This is a genomic window from Pseudomonas sp. NPDC098740, assembly GCF_044760065.1.
Lineage (GTDB): Bacteria > Pseudomonadota > Gammaproteobacteria > Pseudomonadales > Pseudomonadaceae > Aquipseudomonas > Aquipseudomonas rossensis.
The window spans coordinates 277,201-293,505 of the sequence record NZ_JBIWAM010000002.1 but is presented as its reverse complement, the minus strand read 5'-3'; the positions used below and the strand labels follow the sequence as shown (position 1 = coordinate 293,505).

At 55.7% G+C, this 16,305-nt stretch carries 21 protein-coding genes; 12 read left to right on the top strand and 9 right to left on the bottom strand.

The window, feature by feature from the left end:
• Positions 1 to 2: 2 nt before the first annotated feature.
• From ACIQU2_RS03930 to ACIQU2_RS03900, 7 genes are all read left to right on the top strand, one after another.
• On the top strand, positions 3 to 890 hold the full coding sequence (locus tag ACIQU2_RS03930) for a copper resistance protein B (protein ID WP_403138747.1): 888 nt from the start codon (positions 3 to 5) through the stop codon (positions 888 to 890).
• A 55-nt stretch (positions 891 to 945) separates the two neighbouring features.
• On the top strand, positions 946 to 1,317 hold the full coding sequence (copC, locus tag ACIQU2_RS03925) for a copper homeostasis periplasmic binding protein CopC (RefSeq protein WP_347806519.1): 372 nt from the start codon (positions 946 to 948) through the stop codon (positions 1,315 to 1,317).
• A gap of 3 nt (positions 1,318 to 1,320) precedes the next feature.
• A complete protein-coding gene (gene copD, locus ACIQU2_RS03920) occupies positions 1,321 to 2,256 on the top strand; it encodes a copper homeostasis membrane protein CopD (RefSeq protein ID WP_347806518.1) in 936 nt (311 codons plus the stop codon).
• Positions 2,257 to 2,343: 87 nt separating this feature from the next.
• Complete coding sequence (locus ACIQU2_RS03915; protein WP_403138743.1) at positions 2,344 to 2,793, top strand: hypothetical protein; 450 nt, start codon at positions 2,344 to 2,346, stop codon at positions 2,791 to 2,793.
• Positions 2,794 to 2,839: 46 nt separating this feature from the next.
• Positions 2,840 to 3,262, top strand: a complete 423-nt coding sequence (locus ACIQU2_RS03910) for a hypothetical protein (protein ID WP_403138741.1) — start codon at positions 2,840 to 2,842, stop codon at positions 3,260 to 3,262.
• A gap of 99 nt (positions 3,263 to 3,361) precedes the next feature.
• A complete protein-coding gene (locus ACIQU2_RS03905; RefSeq protein WP_403138739.1) occupies positions 3,362 to 3,631 on the top strand; it encodes a heavy-metal-associated domain-containing protein in 270 nt (89 codons plus the stop codon).
• A gap of 85 nt (positions 3,632 to 3,716) precedes the next feature.
• Positions 3,717 to 4,502 (top strand): transporter substrate-binding domain-containing protein, encoded by a 786-nt coding sequence (locus ACIQU2_RS03900; RefSeq protein ID WP_347806546.1) that lies wholly within the window; start codon positions 3,717 to 3,719, stop codon positions 4,500 to 4,502.
• A gap of 120 nt (positions 4,503 to 4,622) precedes the next feature.
• Here the strand turns inward: ACIQU2_RS03900 and ACIQU2_RS03895 are convergent, their stop codons facing one another.
• Positions 4,623 to 4,841 (bottom strand): hypothetical protein, encoded by a 219-nt coding sequence (locus tag ACIQU2_RS03895; protein WP_347806503.1) that lies wholly within the window; start codon positions 4,839 to 4,841, stop codon positions 4,623 to 4,625.
• 473 nt (positions 4,842 to 5,314) lie between these two features.
• On the opposite strand from ACIQU2_RS03895, the gene ACIQU2_RS03890 reads away from it, so the two are divergent.
• Positions 5,315 to 5,584: a short-chain dehydrogenase gene (locus ACIQU2_RS03890; protein ID WP_347806504.1), complete on the top strand. Its 270-nt coding sequence runs from the start codon at positions 5,315 to 5,317 to the stop codon at positions 5,582 to 5,584.
• 301 nt (positions 5,585 to 5,885) lie between these two features.
• The gene (locus tag ACIQU2_RS03885) at positions 5,886 to 6,305 is read left to right on the top strand and encodes a type II toxin-antitoxin system YafO family toxin (RefSeq protein ID WP_347806505.1); all 420 of its coding nucleotides are present in this window, start codon (positions 5,886 to 5,888) and stop codon (positions 6,303 to 6,305) included.
• 121 nt (positions 6,306 to 6,426) lie between these two features.
• Here the strand turns inward: ACIQU2_RS03885 and ACIQU2_RS03880 are convergent, their stop codons facing one another.
• Positions 6,427 to 6,909: a cupin domain-containing protein gene (locus ACIQU2_RS03880; protein ID WP_347806506.1), complete on the bottom strand. Its 483-nt coding sequence runs from the start codon at positions 6,907 to 6,909 to the stop codon at positions 6,427 to 6,429.
• Positions 6,910 to 7,447: 538 nt separating this feature from the next.
• On the opposite strand from ACIQU2_RS03880, the gene ACIQU2_RS03875 reads away from it, so the two are divergent.
• Together ACIQU2_RS03875 and ACIQU2_RS03870 are read left to right on the top strand one after the other, a co-directional pair.
• Entirely contained in the window at positions 7,448 to 7,663 is a 216-nt protein-coding gene (locus tag ACIQU2_RS03875) for a hypothetical protein (RefSeq protein WP_403138735.1), read from the top strand.
• Positions 7,664 to 8,010: 347 nt separating this feature from the next.
• Complete coding sequence (locus ACIQU2_RS03870) at positions 8,011 to 8,811, top strand: matrixin family metalloprotease (RefSeq protein ID WP_403138733.1); 801 nt, start codon at positions 8,011 to 8,013, stop codon at positions 8,809 to 8,811.
• A gap of 661 nt (positions 8,812 to 9,472) precedes the next feature.
• Here ACIQU2_RS03870 and ACIQU2_RS03865 read toward each other — a convergent pair.
• Positions 9,473 to 10,975, bottom strand: a complete 1,503-nt coding sequence (locus ACIQU2_RS03865) for a PvdJ/PvdD/PvdP-like protein (protein WP_403138731.1) — start codon at positions 10,973 to 10,975, stop codon at positions 9,473 to 9,475.
• A gap of 388 nt (positions 10,976 to 11,363) precedes the next feature.
• Positions 11,364 to 12,305: a hypothetical protein gene (locus ACIQU2_RS03860; protein ID WP_403138727.1), complete on the bottom strand. Its 942-nt coding sequence runs from the start codon at positions 12,303 to 12,305 to the stop codon at positions 11,364 to 11,366.
• Positions 12,306 to 12,585: 280 nt separating this feature from the next.
• On the opposite strand from ACIQU2_RS03860, the gene ACIQU2_RS03855 reads away from it, so the two are divergent.
• Positions 12,586 to 12,921 (top strand): GrlR family regulatory protein, encoded by a 336-nt coding sequence (locus tag ACIQU2_RS03855; protein ID WP_403138725.1) that lies wholly within the window; start codon positions 12,586 to 12,588, stop codon positions 12,919 to 12,921.
• 74 nt (positions 12,922 to 12,995) lie between these two features.
• On the opposite strand, the gene ACIQU2_RS03850 is transcribed toward ACIQU2_RS03855, so the two are convergent.
• From ACIQU2_RS03850 to ACIQU2_RS03830, 5 genes are all read right to left on the bottom strand, one after another.
• Positions 12,996 to 13,538 (bottom strand): lysis protein, encoded by a 543-nt coding sequence (locus ACIQU2_RS03850; RefSeq protein ID WP_403138724.1) that lies wholly within the window; start codon positions 13,536 to 13,538, stop codon positions 12,996 to 12,998.
• Positions 13,520 to 14,083 carry a glycoside hydrolase family 19 protein gene (locus ACIQU2_RS03845; RefSeq protein WP_403138721.1) on the bottom strand — a complete coding sequence of 188 codons (564 nt, stop codon included), beginning with the start codon at positions 14,081 to 14,083 and terminating at the stop codon, positions 13,520 to 13,522. Before ACIQU2_RS03845 ends, ACIQU2_RS03850 begins: the two co-directional genes overlap by 19 nt.
• 54 nt (positions 14,084 to 14,137) lie before the next feature.
• Positions 14,138 to 15,187 carry a phage late control D family protein gene (locus tag ACIQU2_RS03840; RefSeq protein WP_403138719.1) on the bottom strand — a complete coding sequence of 350 codons (1,050 nt, stop codon included), beginning with the start codon at positions 15,185 to 15,187 and terminating at the stop codon, positions 14,138 to 14,140.
• 82 nt (positions 15,188 to 15,269) lie between these two features.
• Positions 15,270 to 15,476: a tail protein X gene (locus ACIQU2_RS03835; RefSeq protein ID WP_403138717.1), complete on the bottom strand. Its 207-nt coding sequence runs from the start codon at positions 15,474 to 15,476 to the stop codon at positions 15,270 to 15,272.
• Positions 15,451 to 16,296 (bottom strand): phage tail protein, encoded by an 846-nt coding sequence (locus tag ACIQU2_RS03830; RefSeq protein WP_403138716.1) that lies wholly within the window; start codon positions 16,294 to 16,296, stop codon positions 15,451 to 15,453. Before ACIQU2_RS03830 ends, ACIQU2_RS03835 begins: the two co-directional genes overlap by 26 nt.
• Between the last annotated feature and the right edge of the window lie 9 nt (positions 16,297 to 16,305).

The window sequence follows — 16,305 nt, the reverse complement described above, 5'->3', positions numbered from 1 at the left end:
CCATGACCAGACTCACTCCCCTCTCTTTGGCACTCGTGACCGCGAGCCTGACACTCTCTTCGGCGATGGCCGCCACCGACGACATGCAGAACATGGATCACAGCCAGATGCCGGGCATGGACCATAGCCAAATGCAAAGCATGGACGACGGCCAGATGCAGCCCGCCGCGCCGACCGAAAGCCGCACGCCGATCCCGGCGCTGACCGATGCCGACCGCGCCGCCGTGTATGCCAGTCCGTCCGGCCACAAGGTGCATGACACCGCGCTCAACCATTACTTGCTCGCCGACAAACTTGAATGGCAGGACGCTGACGACGGCAGCACCCTGGCCTGGGATCTCTCCGGCTGGATCGGCGGCGACATCGATCGCCTGTGGCTGCGCTCCGAAGGCGAACGCACCAACGGCAAAACCGAAGACGCCGAAATCCAAGCCCTGTGGGGGCACGTAATCTCCCCGTGGTGGGACGTGGTGACCGGCATTCGCCAGGATTTCAAACCTGGCGACCCGCAAACCTGGGCCGCGTTTGGCGTGCAAGGCATGGCGCTGTACAACTTCGAAACCGAAGCCACCGCCTTCATCGGCGAAGGCGGCCAAACCGCTGCACGACTTGAGGGCGACTACGACATCCTGCTCACCAACCGACTGATTCTGCAGCCGACCGCCGAGCTCAACGTCTACGGCAAAAACGATCCGCAACGGGGTGTCGGTTCCGGGTTATCCAACACCGAAGCCAGCCTGCGCCTGCGCTATGAAATCCGCCGGGAAATCGCGCCTTACATCGGCGTGACCTGGAACCGCACCTACGGCAAAACCGCCGATTACGCCAACGATGAAGGTGAGGATCGCAGCGAAGCACGCCTTGTTCTTGGCATTCGGCTGTGGTTCTAAACGCATTAACTCAACAACCAAAAAAACAACCGCTTAAAGCGGTAAGAGGCCTTGCATGCGCATGATTAAAACTACCGCTGTAGCCATTGGACTGCTCATGAGCGCGCTCGCTCAAGCACACCCGAAACTGCTCTCCTCCACTCCGGCGGAAGGTGCGAATGGCGCGGCACCGAGCAAGATCGAACTGCACTTCTCGGAAAACCTCATGACCCAGTTCTCCGGCGCAAAATTGGTCATGACGGAAATGCCTGGCATGGCGCACTCCCCCATGCCCATGAAAGCCAAAGTCTCCGGCGGCAGCGACCCGAAAACCATGGTCATCACACCGCTTTCGCCACTGCCTGTCGGCACCTACAAAGTCGAATGGCGCGCCGTGTCGTCGGACACCCACCCGATCACCGGCAACGTTACGTTCAAAGTGAAGTGATTGATGAGCGACTCGGTCAGCATTGCACTGCGCTTTGGGTTGTATGTGGATTTGATGTTGCTGTTTGGGGTGGCGCTGTTTGGGCTGTACAGCCTGAAAGAACGGGAACGAATATCGGCCGCGGTGTTGCCGTTTCGGTCGATGTTGACGGGGGCGGCGTTGCTGGGCGTGCTGCTTTCTGCCGCCAGCATGATGATGATGGCGAGTGCCATGAGCGGTGAGACGGACTTTGCCGAGTTGCGTCCGCATATCGAGATGATGGTGTTTGAGACGGATGTCGGGTTGGCCTGGGTCGTGCGCATCATCGCGCTGGTTATCGCCAGTTTGGCGGTGATGCTCAATCAACGTGCGCCCGGGCTCAGCCTGCTGATCGCGTCTTTTGCCGGCGCCATCGCCTTGGCCAGCCTGGCCTGGAACGGTCATGGGGCGATGGATGAAGGCAGCCGTCGTTATTGGCATCTCATCACTGACATCTTGCATCTGCTGGCTTCGGGGGCCTGGTTCGGTGCGCTGGTCGCGCTTGCCTTGATGGCAAAGATCAACGATCTGCAAACAGAGGAACGCATCAGATTGCTGGCTCGGGCTGTCCGCCGATTTGAATGGGTGGGCGCAGTGATCGTGGTCGTCATCACGGTCACGGGAGTCGTGAATTACCTGTTCATCGTGGGCCCAACGCTCGACGATGTCTTGCTCAGTACCTACGGGATTTTGCTGTCCATCAAAATCGCGCTGTTTGCCGGGATGCTGGTGCTCGCCGCGTTTAACCGGTTTCACCTGGGGCCGTTTTTGGAGCGGTCGTTGCGTGAGGGTCAGTATCGGGTGGCAGCGAATACGTTGCGGCGCAGCGTGGTGGTTGAATTGGCGGCGGCGGTGTTGATTTTGGGATTGGTGGCTTGGTTGGGGACGTTGAGTCCGGAAATGGAAATGAGCGCGGAGTAACGTAAAGGGGCACCAGTTGATATGGATCAATGACGGCCTCTTGCTCGGGACTAAGCTCAAGGTAACCCCTCGGATCGGGTACACACTATGCTCAGGTTCCGCACTCACCTACCGCTACTGATCCGCCAAGTGCTCGCACTGTGGCTGCTGGCCTTTGCAGTAGCGGCGAGCCAGGGATGCCTGAGCCTGCTGCCTCATGACCTGACCGTCGCCCATGAAATCATCCGCAGCGCTGACCATGTCGACAGTCATGAGCTGCATGCCAGCGGCTGCCTGCAATACTGCGAACACAGCTCCACAGCGCTGAGCCCCACCCTGACCCTGCCCACCTTCGAACACACCCTTTGGGCTGTCTTGTTTCTGCTGCCCGCACTGATTCTGAGTGCCCGCTCCCAGACTCCGTTCGCGTTTCTCACCTTACACCGCCCGGCGCCACCCAGGTCCGCCAGCACGCCTGCGCTTCGTTCGCTTCAACGATTAAAACCGTCCTCCAAGCGCCCGGAATTCCGGCCGCCCCCTTTGGCTTCGCCTCTTTAGCGCGGCTCAATACTTCCTGTACGTCCCTGACTCACTGGAGATTGCCATGCATACACACTTCAAAACACTCGTCGCCGCACTGCTCATCAGTAGCCCATTGGTTGCTCTGGCCGTCGAGGAGCATCACCCCGACACACCGCCAACCGCACCGACCACCGCTGCCACCGCTGCCACCGCCACCGCCACCGCCACCGCGCAAGACAAGGCCATGAGCGAACAGATGGAAAAAATGCAGGCGGCCCACGAAAAAATGATCGCCGCCAAAACCCCGGCCGAACGCCAGGCCGCCATGCAAGAAGGCATGGCCACGATGAAGGACAGCATGAGCATGATGCACAACCATTGCCAAGGCATGGGAATGGGTAAAGGCATGTCCGGCGGCAAGGACCACTCAGACCAGATGATGGGCATGATGATGAAAATGATGGATCAGCAGTCGAGCATGATGAAGATGCCGATGAACAACTAACGCCCTTAAAGAAGCGCTTGACCTTGCCATCGTGGCAGGGTCAATGATCGATCCACGTCATCACACCACCTGCCACTCACAGTAAAAGAGGTTTACGTAATGAACAGTACTGAACTGCAAGTCGAAGGCATGAGCTGCGGGAGTTGCGTCAAACACATCAACGCCGCGTTGCAACCGCTCGCAGGGGTGGGTGAAGTGACTGTCGATCTGGCGTCCGGTCGGGTCAAGGTGACTGGGGATGCCGAGAGCGATGTACTGTTATCGACACTGAAGGAGGCAGGGTATCCGGCAAGCGTGCGGGCAGAAGACAAACATGAAGGCGTAAAGAAAAAGTCTGGCTGCGGTGGTTCAAGTTGCTGTTGTCACTGAGTCCGCCCCGGCGAGGATGAAGTTGAGCGGTGCAGCAGAAAGTAAGTACTCTCAGCCCCCACTCCATCATGGAAGCCGGATAACAATGAACAACCTGAAAAGCACAATGATGCTCGGTGGCCTGCTCGCTCTATCGTTTGGCGCTCAGGCAGAGCAATCGCATCTGGACAGCGTCATCCAACAGGGCCAACTGCGCGTGTGCACAACAGGCGACTACAAACCCTACACCGTCAAAGCCGAGGACGGCGAATACTCGGGCATCGACATCGCCATGGCCCGCTCGCTGGCCGACAGCCTGGGCGTCAAGGTCGAATGGGTGCAGACCACCTGGAAAACCCTGATGCCCGACATGCTCGCGGGCAAATGCGACATCGGCGTCGGCGGCATCTCGGTCACGCTGGAGCGCCAGAAAAAGGCCTTCTTCAGCACCACGCTGGACGTCGACGGCAAAATCCCGCTGGTGCGCTGCGAAGAGCAGGCGTTGTACCAGACCGTCGAGCAAATCAACCAGCCTTCGGTTCGTTTGGTCGAACCGGCCGGCGGAACCAACGAAGCCTTTGTTCACGCCTTTCTACCCAAGGCGCAATTGCGGCTTCATGACAACGTGACCATCTTCCAGGAGCTGCTGGACAAGAAGGCTGACGTGATGATCACCGATGCTTCGGAAGCGCTGTATCAGCAGAAACTCAAACCCGGTCTGTGCGCGGTGAACCCGAAGCAATTCATGCAATACGGCGAAAAGGCTTACTTGCTACCGCGTGATGACATGACTTGGAAGTTGTACGTCGATCAGTGGTTGCACCTGGCCAAAGTCACAGGCAACTACCAAAAAGTTCTGGGCCAATGGATAGCGACACCCGCCCCCAAATAACCGCCACGAACACAACCCCTGTAGCAGCTGGCGAAGCCTGCGTCCGACTGCGCAGCAGTCGCCACCCCAAAGCTCACGGCACATCAGGCAAAACGCAAAACGGCGGAAACACTTCCGCCGTTAATCGTCGTGCAACAACCCCGAACTGTACTCGCCGAAGCTGTTGCCGAGCGCACTGCCATGGAAATTCATCTTATTGGGGTTGTTGGTAGGCCCCGGACCAAAACCGGCAGACGGCAGGGTGGCTTCCGAATATTCGCTATGGGTGCCTGCACCCGAACAGGCGCTCAATAGCAACGCACCGGAGATCAGAGCGACTTTAAAGAGGTTCGAGATCATTTTTCAGTTCCCTGTGGGTTGGAAGCGCGGTGACCTTAGGGAGTCATCCTATGCCGCATGCCCGCCGGGAATTATGAAACTTTGCTGGGTGACAGCGTTGGTTCAGGTAGTGATTGCTTGAGGCAAAAAAGGGCGTTCTCCGGACAAACTGTTAAAAGAGCAACGTCCTACACGACTCTGGGAATTGTCCGTACACTTGTCCATTGCTGTGCTTTTGTCACGAGGCCTATAGTCCACCCAACGCCAAAATGGCGTGTCGGGTTTGGCGACTCGATGGCAATTGAACTGAAACCTTCGAGCATTTCCGGAGCGTTTCGGAACGCATTTAGCTGCCTGTTTTATGGTGGCTGTGCGCGGGAGACCTTAGGGTCTGCCGGTTTCTCCATTGCCCGGTTCGCCAACCCGCGTACGGCTACCACCCATTCGTTTGGCGACGATTGAGTAGTAGTTCTTCTCAATTAATGGAGCTTCACATGAAAGACTTTATGGCTTTAACCAGCAACGCCGACGACCTTCCCTCGCTGTATGTAAACACCACCCAACCGCTGCACTCACTGCTTAGCACCGCACGCTACCGAATTGGCGCGGTAACGCAGATCCTGGAAAACCTCGCAATGCGCGGCGACATCACCACGGACTCGGTGATCCTCAGCGACTTCGCAATGCTTTGCTGCATACCCTTGCGCGATGGCTGTGATGTGCTGGATGTCGTTGCCAGACGTATGGATGCTGAACCGTCCTGACGTCACAAAGGGGCGCCCTTCTCGGACGCCCCTTCGGATTCATGGAAGCTGGCAGCAAAAACACGCTCCGTGTACCGCCTTTTGCGGTTTGCCCGGATACCATCAATCACATAAGCTGGTCAGCATGAATACACATCCTTCCGAGGCTCCGATGGCCACCACTAAAAAAACCGACAAGCCACGCAGAAAGGTCCATAGAGAACTGACGTTCCTGGATGTTCGGGAAGCAGCGCGTGATGGGCAGAAAGTATTCGATACGTTTGTGATCACTGGCAAGCTCCCCATTACAAAGTAGGCCTGGATGCCGGCAGTCAAAATTGCTGCAGTCTTTCAAAAAGTAAAACACTGGAAAACAATTGCCGCACAGTTCTACAACTATAAATTGTTCGGCGATCTGCCTGCCATTTTCGGTAGAGACGAAAAGCTCGACCTGAGCGACATGCATCATATTCATCTCGCAAGTACAGAAGAGACACAGAGCCGCTGGGCAAAAATCAGTCGTCAGTATTATCGAACCGCACTGGTCGATGATCCTGACAATGACTTCTGGCTCATCTATGCCTACGACGACTTCAGGGATGAATACCTGTTGCTTGCGGTTACGGGGCCGGATGCTCACAATCGCAAGGAATGGGGTTCGTTCCTTCGGACGGTGCGTAGCGATATCGTAGGGCCCTGGATTGTTGGAAAGCTCGACTTCCCTGATTTGGACGACCTTTGAACTGCGCAGAAAAAAACTGGTGATTGGCCGGCTTTTTGCTCCTCGCCGCAGCCAAGCAAACTCGGAAAAATAAATCAGTCCCCTTTTCTGCTATTGAGTCGTTCCACATGGTTGTCGCTCGCTACATCTTGCTGTTCCTAGGGTCGTCCGCCGGGTTGAGGTAGGTGATCCCCCAAGGCCCCGTGCCGTGGAGTTGGAGCACAGTTTCCTGTTCTCGACTGGCGCCGTACATCGACATGCCGACGGGAATGATCAGGGTGTCCCCCGGGTTATAGGCTTTGGCCCGTGCCGAATCGAATTTGTCTCCGGTGGCGAAGTAGAAGGTGCCCGAGATAACGGTTACGCGCTCGGTCACGGGATGGGTATGCACGCCGATTTTCGTATTTGCCGGCAGCTTCAAGCGCAGGGTGAAGGGCTCGGCGGCTTTCAGGTCACCTTCAATCACTGCAATCATCGCGCCGGGCCCCACCGACGGCGCAGCTGTCCACTTGAGTTCGGATGGGGTGGCGGTAATCAAACCCGCTCCCTCGGCCTGGGCGGCAGATGCCAGGAAGGCTGCGCTAAGCAAGGCCAGCGAAACAGCGACAGCTTTGTGGGAGCGCATCATGGTTTCCTCGTGTTTGGGGACTGTGGGTGTATCGCAGCAGAGGCAAACATAGCTTCAACACACGGTATTAATGATGACGGTAGCCGAATGTTGTAGCGCCGATATAACCAATGTGAACAGCCCTATAACGCAATGGTCTGGACTTGATACTTTTCGGAAAAATGAGGACAGACTTATTTACTCATAGCGATCCAGTCAATTTCCTCCCATGCCGTTGCTCAGATTTCCTGAACAATCACAGTAAGCCTCACCTAAGCCCCGCAACCCCAATCCTGATAAACTCCCCACCTCCCAGCCTCACCCATCTCAGAACCGCCAATGCCCCCAATCACCGCCACACCCGCCCCGCTCTCCCGCCGCTTCTCCGTCGCCCCGATGATGGATTGGGTCTAGCAGTCCTCCAACGCCCAGCCAGACGGGCTAATCCGCAGCAATTTCTTTGATTTGTAGCAATTTCTAAGCAGGCCGCAATAGCTGCCTGACAGGGGCACTGCCCGTACTATGCTTGTACTTTTTCTCGAAAGGAGTCGAAACCATGTCAGGTGAATATTCACTGTCGGATGTACTGGAAAGGCTGTACGAAAACCAGCAGGCTCTGCAGGCGGCCATTATGGAGTTGACCCTCCTGGTTGAGGAGCAAGGGGCGCAGGAAGTGGGCGGAAACATCCGTGGAGCACTGTGGACCATGGGTGAAAATGCCGGCCATATCAAGCAAGGCCTGGCTCGACTGAGGCGACTGGACATCGATTAACGGGATCACGAACCAAAGGTCTGTCGGCGGCTATAGGCGAGGCGAATTCAGCCGACGGTTTAGTAACTATCGGAGGGCCAGCCTGGCCACCCCACTACCGTTTGTCTGTATCCCACTTAACTTTCTCGCCCTCATCTATCCTCAAGGAGGGTCAGTTTGAGGTCACGAGCTAAGGTAGGGTTCTAGCAAAACTCCGTGTACGTGACCAATAAAGACTCATAAAGCATGTAAGTCATTTAGTACTGGTGATTTGCTCCAGCAGGCATCCTAACAAGTCACCTGCTCACTAATAAATCCCATGCGAATATAGTTCCAGTAGTCACTGTTCCTACAAGGAGAGAGTAACTGTGAAAATTTCATCCCCCGTACCACGTAAGCTTTCTAATTCTAGTGATATTCCTGACGACTGGCTTACGCCAAGTGAGGAGATCAACCCTTTTACACCGGTTCGAACAGATCTCCATCGTTATGGAAAGCACCAATCAAAAATATGCTGTACTGAGAGGCGTGGTTACAAGACTCCAGATAATCGCAGCCCAGTAGATATTGTAGTTGATGCATCAGATGGTTTTATCCCTTTATGGGACATCAACAATACGCTTCATTATCGCTTCAATGAAAATTCAATGAGATATTTTCAGAGTCCAGATAAGGCCAAAGCCGCAATTTTGACGCTATTTGGTGAGGCGGTTTTAGCTTGGGGAGACTCGGCACCGATTTTTTTTGGTGAGAACACAGACACATTCGACTTTGAGATATTTATGAATCGCTCAGACGATGGCGACGATGAAACCGGATACGTGTTAGCCAGTGCATTCTTCCCTTCCAGCGGCAGAGATCAACTTACGCTTTATCCCAAGATGTTTGAGCAAAACCGAACAGAGCAGGTCGAGACCTTGATTCACGAAATCGGCCATATTTTTGGTTTGCGGCACTTTTTTGCGGCCGACCTAGAGACCGCTTGGCCTTCTGAAGTTTATGGAGAGCATAACAAGTTCAGCATCATGAACTATGGCAATGATAGCTTCTTGACTGATTACGACAAAAGTGACTTAAAAACCCTTTACAAACAAGTCTGGAGTGGAGAGCGACAAAAAATAAACAACACCCCAATCGTTAAAGTCAAACCATATCATGATTTAAAATAAAATTTCCGTGCAAAATATGCTGGAGCAGTGTGCATCTGAAAAACCCTACCCCGGTTCCAGATGAATACTGACTCCGCATATACATAACAATCTGATCCAGCACACTTCCATTCATACATCAACAACCCACCAGAGTCTCGAAGACTAGGCACTTTACGAAAATTAATGTCGTAAACGCTGCATGGAGCAGGTCGCGCAGGAGAACATCCACCTGAACTCGCTCATGTACGAGACGATATTGCATGTCGGATCAGCGCCTGTACCAAGAGGGATCGGCGTTAGCCTGAGACCGCGTAGGGTCGAAAGTAGCCGGGGATATCTTCACCAGCTGACCATACGCCCATCATGCTTGGGTATTAACGATAAAAACCCGGAACCCATAGAGCGAAAGGGTCCCAGGCTTTTTCATTCAGAATCGCAGGGCAGCTATTTGGCACCGGCGTAGATTGGCATACTGCTTGCCCCATTTTTGTCTCATGGCATAGGCCAGTCACCCGCCGCGTTCGGCCAGAAGCAGCCCCACACGGTCCCCTTACAAGCTGGTTATGACCCTTACTGAGATAGTGGCGCAACTACAAGTTTATGTTGCTGAGGATGTGTCCCCTGCACATGAGCCCGTAACTTTGTCACTTAAGGTCCCTACATTACAGTCGTCTTTTGCTTAATCCTCCAGTCGCTTGAACCAGTTGGCCTTGACCTTAGAATTTACCGCCAGCGCATTCGCCCCTGGCTCGGCATCAAAAATAACGGTCAATGCCTGCTGCATGGTCGGAATATCCAGCAGTAGATCACCATGACCACTCGCCCCATGCCCGCCATGACCAGCGCCGTGCACGTCCTTGAGCCCTTCCCACGGCTCTTCAACCAGCACCCATTGCTTATCGGCTTCGAACCACTGCACACCACCTAGTGTTTTCCGTGTGATGGCCCCAGGACGCGCTACCTCCTGAGCTCTGGACCAATCCTCAATACGGTCGTCGACCCAGCCATGGAGCCGCCAGAAGATAGGGTTCACATGAGAGGAGAATGTCTCGCCTAGAAAGTCGTATTCAGGCGATAGCCACTTGGGATCGAAGTCCAATGCCTGGCGCCCCTCGGGTATGGGTAAGCCGTGCCTGTCAGGATCTGGGTTAGGGTCGCGCGGCAAAGAAGCCCAACGCATATGCATCCAGTTATGGATGGTGAACTCGATGCGCGAGCCGAGTTCGGCGAGAGAGATCGACGCTAGATAGCGGGGATCGGTGTAGAGCGCTTCCCACGCGGCGAATTTGCTGTAAAGCGTCGATGTCTTGCGAACCTCCACAAGCCAATTCGTCTGATCAGGATCTCCAGGCACTATCCATGGATCTGCGAACGCGTTACCGTCCACGTTGCCGGAGGTGGAGGCTTTAGTCCCCGCTGCGAATGAAACGGGAAATTTCGGCGAAGGTACCGATGGCCAAGACCGTACCGACGGGTCAAGCCCCCGTACATGATGGACCATCCTTCGATGCATATAGAGAAAGTCCTCTCCCGAACCATTGGTGACTCGACCGACGCCAAGACTCGCCCGTTCTGCACCCAGCGGGCCGGGTTGCCAGCCCAATGCCTGGAGCGCCGCGCGCTTCTTCGCGCTTAAGAAAGCCCATTCGTCTCTAGATGCATGCCATAGAGCGTGATGATACCGATGCTCCGCCGATGCCATCAGGTCAATAACTGGTTTGGCGAGCGGGTGACTCAAGCGAGGCTCCCGGAAGTCCTTCTTGACGGCGTAGAAGGAAAAAACGGCCCCAGCTGGAGCATTATTACCATGCGCCACGGTACGGGTAACCGTGCCTGAAATTACCGCACGTGGACGAGTAGCATCTGCCCACTCAGGTGACAGATACCCGACATAGTCGTATATCCATCCCTCAAATGTGGAGCCGGGCTTGCCCTTGGCCCGCCAACTTACCCGACTGGGGTCGCCTTCCTGGACTCGTCCATCGATGGTGAGGTACGGCTCATTGCCTATTGCCTCCTCAGGGCGCTCGCCAAGAAAACCGTACAGACGACCATCATCTGCGAGCCCAAACGATAATTCAGCCTCCCAAACAGCGAGTTTGCGAAAGTCCCCTACCATGTCCGCAGAATTGAGAAAACTACGATAGATCCAAACACCATTCAGTATCGATACGTCCCTCATATCACCCTCCTTAGCACGGCAAATTTGCCGACTTGTAGATGTTATAGACGATCGACACAGTTGCTGCTGACAACAGGAAATCACCAGCAGCGAAAGCCTAACCCTCTATTCCGAATTGGAATAAACAAAAAAAGTTCTGCCTAGTGGCGAATTAGAGTCGTACTGTCTTCAGCTCTACATCCAAACTGACCAATAAACAGCAAAGATGTGCCTGGGCGAAAACAAACTAAAATCACTCCGCAACGAGATATAGAAAACCTGGTACGACTCATCATCTTGACTAAAGAAACATAAGTTCGATTTTACAAGTAGCACCATCGAGCGCACCCACTTGCTATGCGAGTAATGATTGAGATTCGCTTATTCAAGACTCCACTACGGCGCCAATTCAATCTGTATCCTCGTATCTTTTGGAGACCTGAGCCTCAACTGCCGGTCCAAGGGCTCCTTTGATCGCAGCAGTTTCAGCAGCGGCCTTGTCGAAGTCACCGGCGATGTTTCCGGCCTCAGTAACACTTACTGAGATTTGCAGATTTTTTCCTGAATAATGGGCCGGCATAAGTTCAGAGTCAGGCGGGGATTCCTTGACTAGAGGATTATTTCCGATGAGTGTACCATCGCCCCCTAGCTCCACCTCAGGAAATGAAACCACGCCCGTTGCAAACTGACGAGTTTGAGGCACTGAAGTCGCATCAGGCACTACCCCGAAAACTACAATAGCTACACTAATGCCAATGCTTCCATTTTTTTCCGAGTTGGTAGCTGCGCAGTTTTTTGTACACTTTGTCAACGCAATACTATTTTTTGCCCATGCAAACACTGGCCGTAAATAGATGACTTCGTCATCATCTTTTTCTTTATGAATTTTGACAATCACCAGTGAATCAAGCTCTTTCTTAAAGCTAGGCTCATCAGCAAAACGCCCAATCATCAGACAACGCCCCGGAAGAAAATTATCAGCATTGATTTTTAGCCTAGCGCTGTAGTTGCTGGAAGATTTTTTCTTAATTCTAGCTACGTAATCCGCCAGCCAATCCGCCCCCGCGTCGAACGCAAGTTTGGCAATTACTGGAGCCCATATTTCCACACCAAAAGCCCCTGCCGGCTTAGTAGGTCGATCTGGAGCGTCACGATAAGTACAAAGCTTCTCGGCCGCTGCAAGATATGACGAAGGAACTTTTGTCTTACTAATTTCGTAAGGACTAGACAAGTACTCAATGACACCCTTATCGCCGCTTACAGGCTGGATTTTCTTTGTCGCTGCAATCTTTATAGTTTGGCAGCCAGTTAGTAATACGACTGCAATTAGGGCGCAAGCTATTCGCATCATGTTCTCCTTGCTCAGTGAGCCTTTGATGGCAGACTAGTGTCAGCTTTTCAAACACGCAAATAGCTCATGCTGTCTAACACTAGCTTCGCTCCTCGATCACTCCTACATGATCCAGCGCCGATTGAGGATCAGGCTCCGCCGCTTCCTCAACCGGCCGTAGACTTAGCGGGGCGGCTCCAACAAAGCAACAGCCCTCCTCGGCACATGGAGGACTGAGTCCCTCCTTGCTAATTCCTAAACGTCACCTAGCATCAAGGGGCCACCACTTAGGAGCTAGAAAATGTCGAACGGAATATTTGAAGTCAACTTCAGATCAAACCGCCCCGATCATGGGGGAGGCCTCGTTGTGATCAAAGACGGCTCGGTTAATGGAGGAGATGCTAACTATTTGTATCAAGGTAAAGTCCCACCCACATCAGGGCAATTTTCAGGGCAGTTTCAGGTGTCTATGTGGCGCCCCGGAAATACCAATGTGGCCGGGATTGATAACTACGTCCTTGATGCCACTGGTGAGATCAACTACGAAAGCGGCTCAATCTCGTTAACTGGATCCGTTGTAAATACTCCCAGTGTTCGTATCACCCTCACAGGCAGAAAAATCGCCCCGGCGGTATAGTCACGGGCCTCTCCTGACTTAATACATTGCATTAAGCAGATAGCTTGTTTCTGCGGGTATAAGCTATCTGCCCCTCATCTCGGCGCCGAGACTTCTTTGGCGTAAGCCTGACAGGCCGCCAGTGCGATCAATCCCTGGTCGCCGGCATCGGTGACGCCGATAATTCGTTGAGCATGCGCTGGGTCAAGTTGGGCTCTTGTGGCGCCATGAACCACGCCGCCGGTTGGGGTGGCGGCTGACACTGTGCCGCTACTGGCGCCATCGGTGGCGTTGAGTAGGACTGACAGGCGCAGATCAGCAGTGGCAAGACGGTCACGCAAGCGACCTTGATCACGTTGGACATCGCTCAGGGCTCGGTAATGGGTTTGCTCACTGGCTGAAAGCCGCTGCTCCAAGACCAGACGTTTGGCCTGCTCGGCTTGTTGCTGCGCGGCCGCAGCCAGGGTCAGTTGATTGAGGGTGTCGGTGTGCAGCTTGGCCTGGCCTGCCAGTTGGCTACCGTAGCGCCAGTCCTGCACCTGCCAGGCCAAGGCGGCAGAACCTCCGGCCACGGCGACCAACAGCACACCGATGGCCTGCAGCCGATACGGTGCAGGGATCAAGTCGACGAGACGCATAGCACCGCCCTCGCCCGCTCCCACAATTGCAGCCGATCCGCCAGGCCATTAAGGCCGCCGTTAATCTTGCGGGTGATCGCCTCAAACTCATCCCGATCCGCCAGGGCGTTCAGCTCACGCACCCACCAGAACCACGCGGCCGACTCGGCAGCCCATTGCGGCAGCTCGAGCAGCTCCGGGGTGCGCAGCAATCGTTCGTCACCGAACAAGGCCAGGCTGCAGCGCAGGTAGTTGTTGCGGCCGGTCACCTGGATCAGTCCGCGACCGCGATAGCGCTGGCCATCACCGTCCGCTTCTGGACTGTTGCCCAGCTTCGCAGCCAGACTGCCGGTGTCGTACTTGCTCAGGTACTGGTCGCCGCCCAGTTCGCGGACGTACTGCAGTTGGCCAGACTCGTGCCCGACCTGAGCCAGGAATGCGGCCTGCCGCTTCGGCGTGTTGATTTGCCGGTGGGCCATGGCGGTGTTCAGGGCAGATACAAAGACGCCCGCTTGGCGGCGGGCGTTCGGCATGATGAGTTGCAGCTGCTTCTCGGTTAAGGACATACAAACTCCAGGCATAAAAAAACCGCACTCGGCGGCTATGGATTCGTTTTCGCGTTACTTCAGGGACACGACTTTGACCGGCTTCGCCTCCTTCTTCTTTTTCCTGCCCTTGGCTTTGGCCTTGCCGTTCTTGCCGCCGTTGCATTCGACGGTGGTCGACCAACCGGCTTGGGTGTAGACCTGCTCCACCGAATCAATCAGGTATTCGCCATCGAGCCCGACTTTAAAACCTTGGGCGTTGATCGACCGCTCGGCAAACAGGTCCGTGCGCCCGGGCATTTCAAAGCGAACATCCGCGCTCGAGCGGTTGAACGCCGCCAAGCGCGCCTTGGCCGCCGATTCCGCGGCGGTCTTGTTCGGGTGAATGTGCCGATCGGTATGCACCGCCGGCAGGCCGTCCGGCACGTCGTCATTGTCCAGGGAGACGACCGCGAGCTTTCCGGTCTTCTTGTCCTGGTACTTGGTGGCCACCGCCTTGTGCGCACTGCGATCGCCGAAGCGAAACTGCCAGCGACTGACGTCACTACGGGTCAGCGTGACCGCCCCGAACGCCTTGCCGCTAGCCGTCTGCCCACCTTGACGGGGCATCACCAACAGCTTCCCATCGCCGACCTTGGCGGTACAGTCGTATTGCTTGGCCAGGCGCGTGATGAAATTGAAGTCGGATTCGCTGAGCTGGTCCGCCCGGGCGACCTTCGTCGTGACCGGGCACACCGGCTGCCAGCCATTACGCGTGGCGACATCGCTGACGATCTTGGACAGCGGCACGTTCTCCCAGCTACCGCTGCGGATGGTCTTGCCGCTGCCGCGCATGTCGCTGGCCTTACCCTTGATCACGATCACATCCGGCGGACCGGAAACCGTAACCTCGTCCACCACATAACGCCCCAGGCGCGTCAGGGTCGTCTCGGCATAGCCCAGGTAGATCTCGATGCCGATGCCCTTACGGGGCAGCGTCACCAGCCCGTCGCGGTCATCGATGCGCAGTTCGAACTCGTCCGACTCCATGCCGGGCTTGTCCGTGGTGCTGAGCTGCAACAGCCGATCGTTGATCAGGCTCGTGATATCGGCACCATCCGCCACGATACGAAAGATGGGCGTCATGAATTTTTTCCAAAAAAATACCCGCACAAGGCGGGCAAGAAAGTAAGGAGCTTGAAGAAATGAACGACACGAGTGTAGACCGTCAATTCCATAGCGTTACCTGCTCCGTAGCGGGAGCCAGCAGATCCGGCAGGGTGATGACTACCCCGGCGCGATAGGGTTGAGGCTCGTCAGCCAACCCCTGATTGGCATCCAGCACCGCCTCGACACTGCCGACCAGATGGCCGTAGTAGTTGTGACAGATGGTGTCCAACAGATCCCCGTCAGACGTTCTGCATGTCGTCGCCATAGCGCACAAACTCCAGCGTGAACCCTTGTTTGCGCGGGATGCCACCCTGCATCAGCGCGCTCTGTTCTTCTTCAATGCTCTTGAGGCACCAGTTCCCCAGCACGTCGCCATAACCCGTCACCAGACTCAACGGTTCAAGCCTGGCGCCGATCGCGCGCAACGTGTCGAGCTGCTTCAGGCCGCCCTTGAACCCTGGAAAGATCGCGCCCTTGAGCGTGATCTTCTCGTCGCCCATGCCCACGGCTTGCTGCGCCGGCCGGCGCGACAGACGCTCCTGCGAGGCCCAGCGGAATTCAGTCGAGCGTCGCAGCTCGTCAAAGGCCGCCGTGTCGAGGTTGAAGAAATACGGCGGCGCCTTGGGGTCTTTGGGCTGGATGATCAGCAAGTGCGGGAACGGCTTCACCGCCTCCGGTGCCGGCGTCGAATCCGTGGCAAAGGCCCTGGTGGGCACGATGTTGGCCAGCGCCGGACTGGCCTTGCCGGCGATCTTGTTGATCGCCGTCGCCGCCTTGCCCGCCTGCTCTTTCAGCACTGCCATGCGTTCGTCAATCTGCGACAGCGCACGGGTGGCGGTGTTGTACGTGGCCACCACCTGCCCGACCTTGGCCTGGGCCGCATTCACCCCGCGCATGACGCGCTGAAGCTTGGCGCCGATCGCGGGGCCGACAAAGGGCAGCCCCTCCAGCTCGGACGTCGCGCCGGTGATTTCCCCGATCGCGCCGTTCACCGGCCCCAGCATGCCGTCCAGGCTGCGCCGGCCGGTTTCCCCGGCCGAGGCCAGGTACTTCAGCCCCGACTGTAATTGCCCCAATGCTTCCATGAGCCCTCC

Bases quoted from the DNA above. Each gene is read 5' to 3' on its own strand.
- ACIQU2_RS03930 (WP_403138747.1), top strand. From the start codon at position 3: ATGACCAGACTCACTCCCCTCTCTTTGGCACTCGTGACCGCGAGCCTG.
- copC (WP_347806519.1), top strand. From the start codon at position 946: ATGCGCATGATTAAAACTACCGCTGTAGCCATTGGACTGCTCATGAGC.
- copD (WP_347806518.1), top strand. From the start codon at position 1,321: ATGAGCGACTCGGTCAGCATTGCACTGCGCTTTGGGTTGTATGTGGAT.
- ACIQU2_RS03915 (WP_403138743.1), top strand. From the start codon at position 2,344: ATGCTCAGGTTCCGCACTCACCTACCGCTACTGATCCGCCAAGTGCTC.
- ACIQU2_RS03910 (WP_403138741.1), top strand. From the start codon at position 2,840: ATGCATACACACTTCAAAACACTCGTCGCCGCACTGCTCATCAGTAGC.
- ACIQU2_RS03905 (WP_403138739.1), top strand. From the start codon at position 3,362: ATGAACAGTACTGAACTGCAAGTCGAAGGCATGAGCTGCGGGAGTTGC.
- ACIQU2_RS03900 (WP_347806546.1), top strand. From the start codon at position 3,717: ATGAACAACCTGAAAAGCACAATGATGCTCGGTGGCCTGCTCGCTCTA.
- ACIQU2_RS03895 (WP_347806503.1), bottom strand. From the start codon at position 4,841: ATGATCTCGAACCTCTTTAAAGTCGCTCTGATCTCCGGTGCGTTGCTA.
- ACIQU2_RS03890 (WP_347806504.1), top strand. From the start codon at position 5,315: ATGAAAGACTTTATGGCTTTAACCAGCAACGCCGACGACCTTCCCTCG.
- ACIQU2_RS03885 (WP_347806505.1), top strand. From the start codon at position 5,886: ATGCCGGCAGTCAAAATTGCTGCAGTCTTTCAAAAAGTAAAACACTGG.
- ACIQU2_RS03880 (WP_347806506.1), bottom strand. From the start codon at position 6,909: ATGCGCTCCCACAAAGCTGTCGCTGTTTCGCTGGCCTTGCTTAGCGCA.
- ACIQU2_RS03875 (WP_403138735.1), top strand. From the start codon at position 7,448: ATGTCAGGTGAATATTCACTGTCGGATGTACTGGAAAGGCTGTACGAA.
- ACIQU2_RS03865 (WP_403138731.1), bottom strand. From the start codon at position 10,975: ATGAGGGACGTATCGATACTGAATGGTGTTTGGATCTATCGTAGTTTT.
- ACIQU2_RS03860 (WP_403138727.1), bottom strand. From the start codon at position 12,305: ATGATGCGAATAGCTTGCGCCCTAATTGCAGTCGTATTACTAACTGGC.
- ACIQU2_RS03855 (WP_403138725.1), top strand. From the start codon at position 12,586: ATGTCGAACGGAATATTTGAAGTCAACTTCAGATCAAACCGCCCCGAT.
- ACIQU2_RS03850 (WP_403138724.1), bottom strand. From the start codon at position 13,538: ATGCGTCTCGTCGACTTGATCCCTGCACCGTATCGGCTGCAGGCCATC.
- ACIQU2_RS03845 (WP_403138721.1), bottom strand. From the start codon at position 14,083: ATGTCCTTAACCGAGAAGCAGCTGCAACTCATCATGCCGAACGCCCGC.
- ACIQU2_RS03840 (WP_403138719.1), bottom strand. From the start codon at position 15,187: ATGACGCCCATCTTTCGTATCGTGGCGGATGGTGCCGATATCACGAGC.
- ACIQU2_RS03835 (WP_403138717.1), bottom strand. From the start codon at position 15,476: ATGGCGACGACATGCAGAACGTCTGACGGGGATCTGTTGGACACCATC.
- ACIQU2_RS03830 (WP_403138716.1), bottom strand. From the start codon at position 16,296: ATGGAAGCATTGGGGCAATTACAGTCGGGGCTGAAGTACCTGGCCTCG.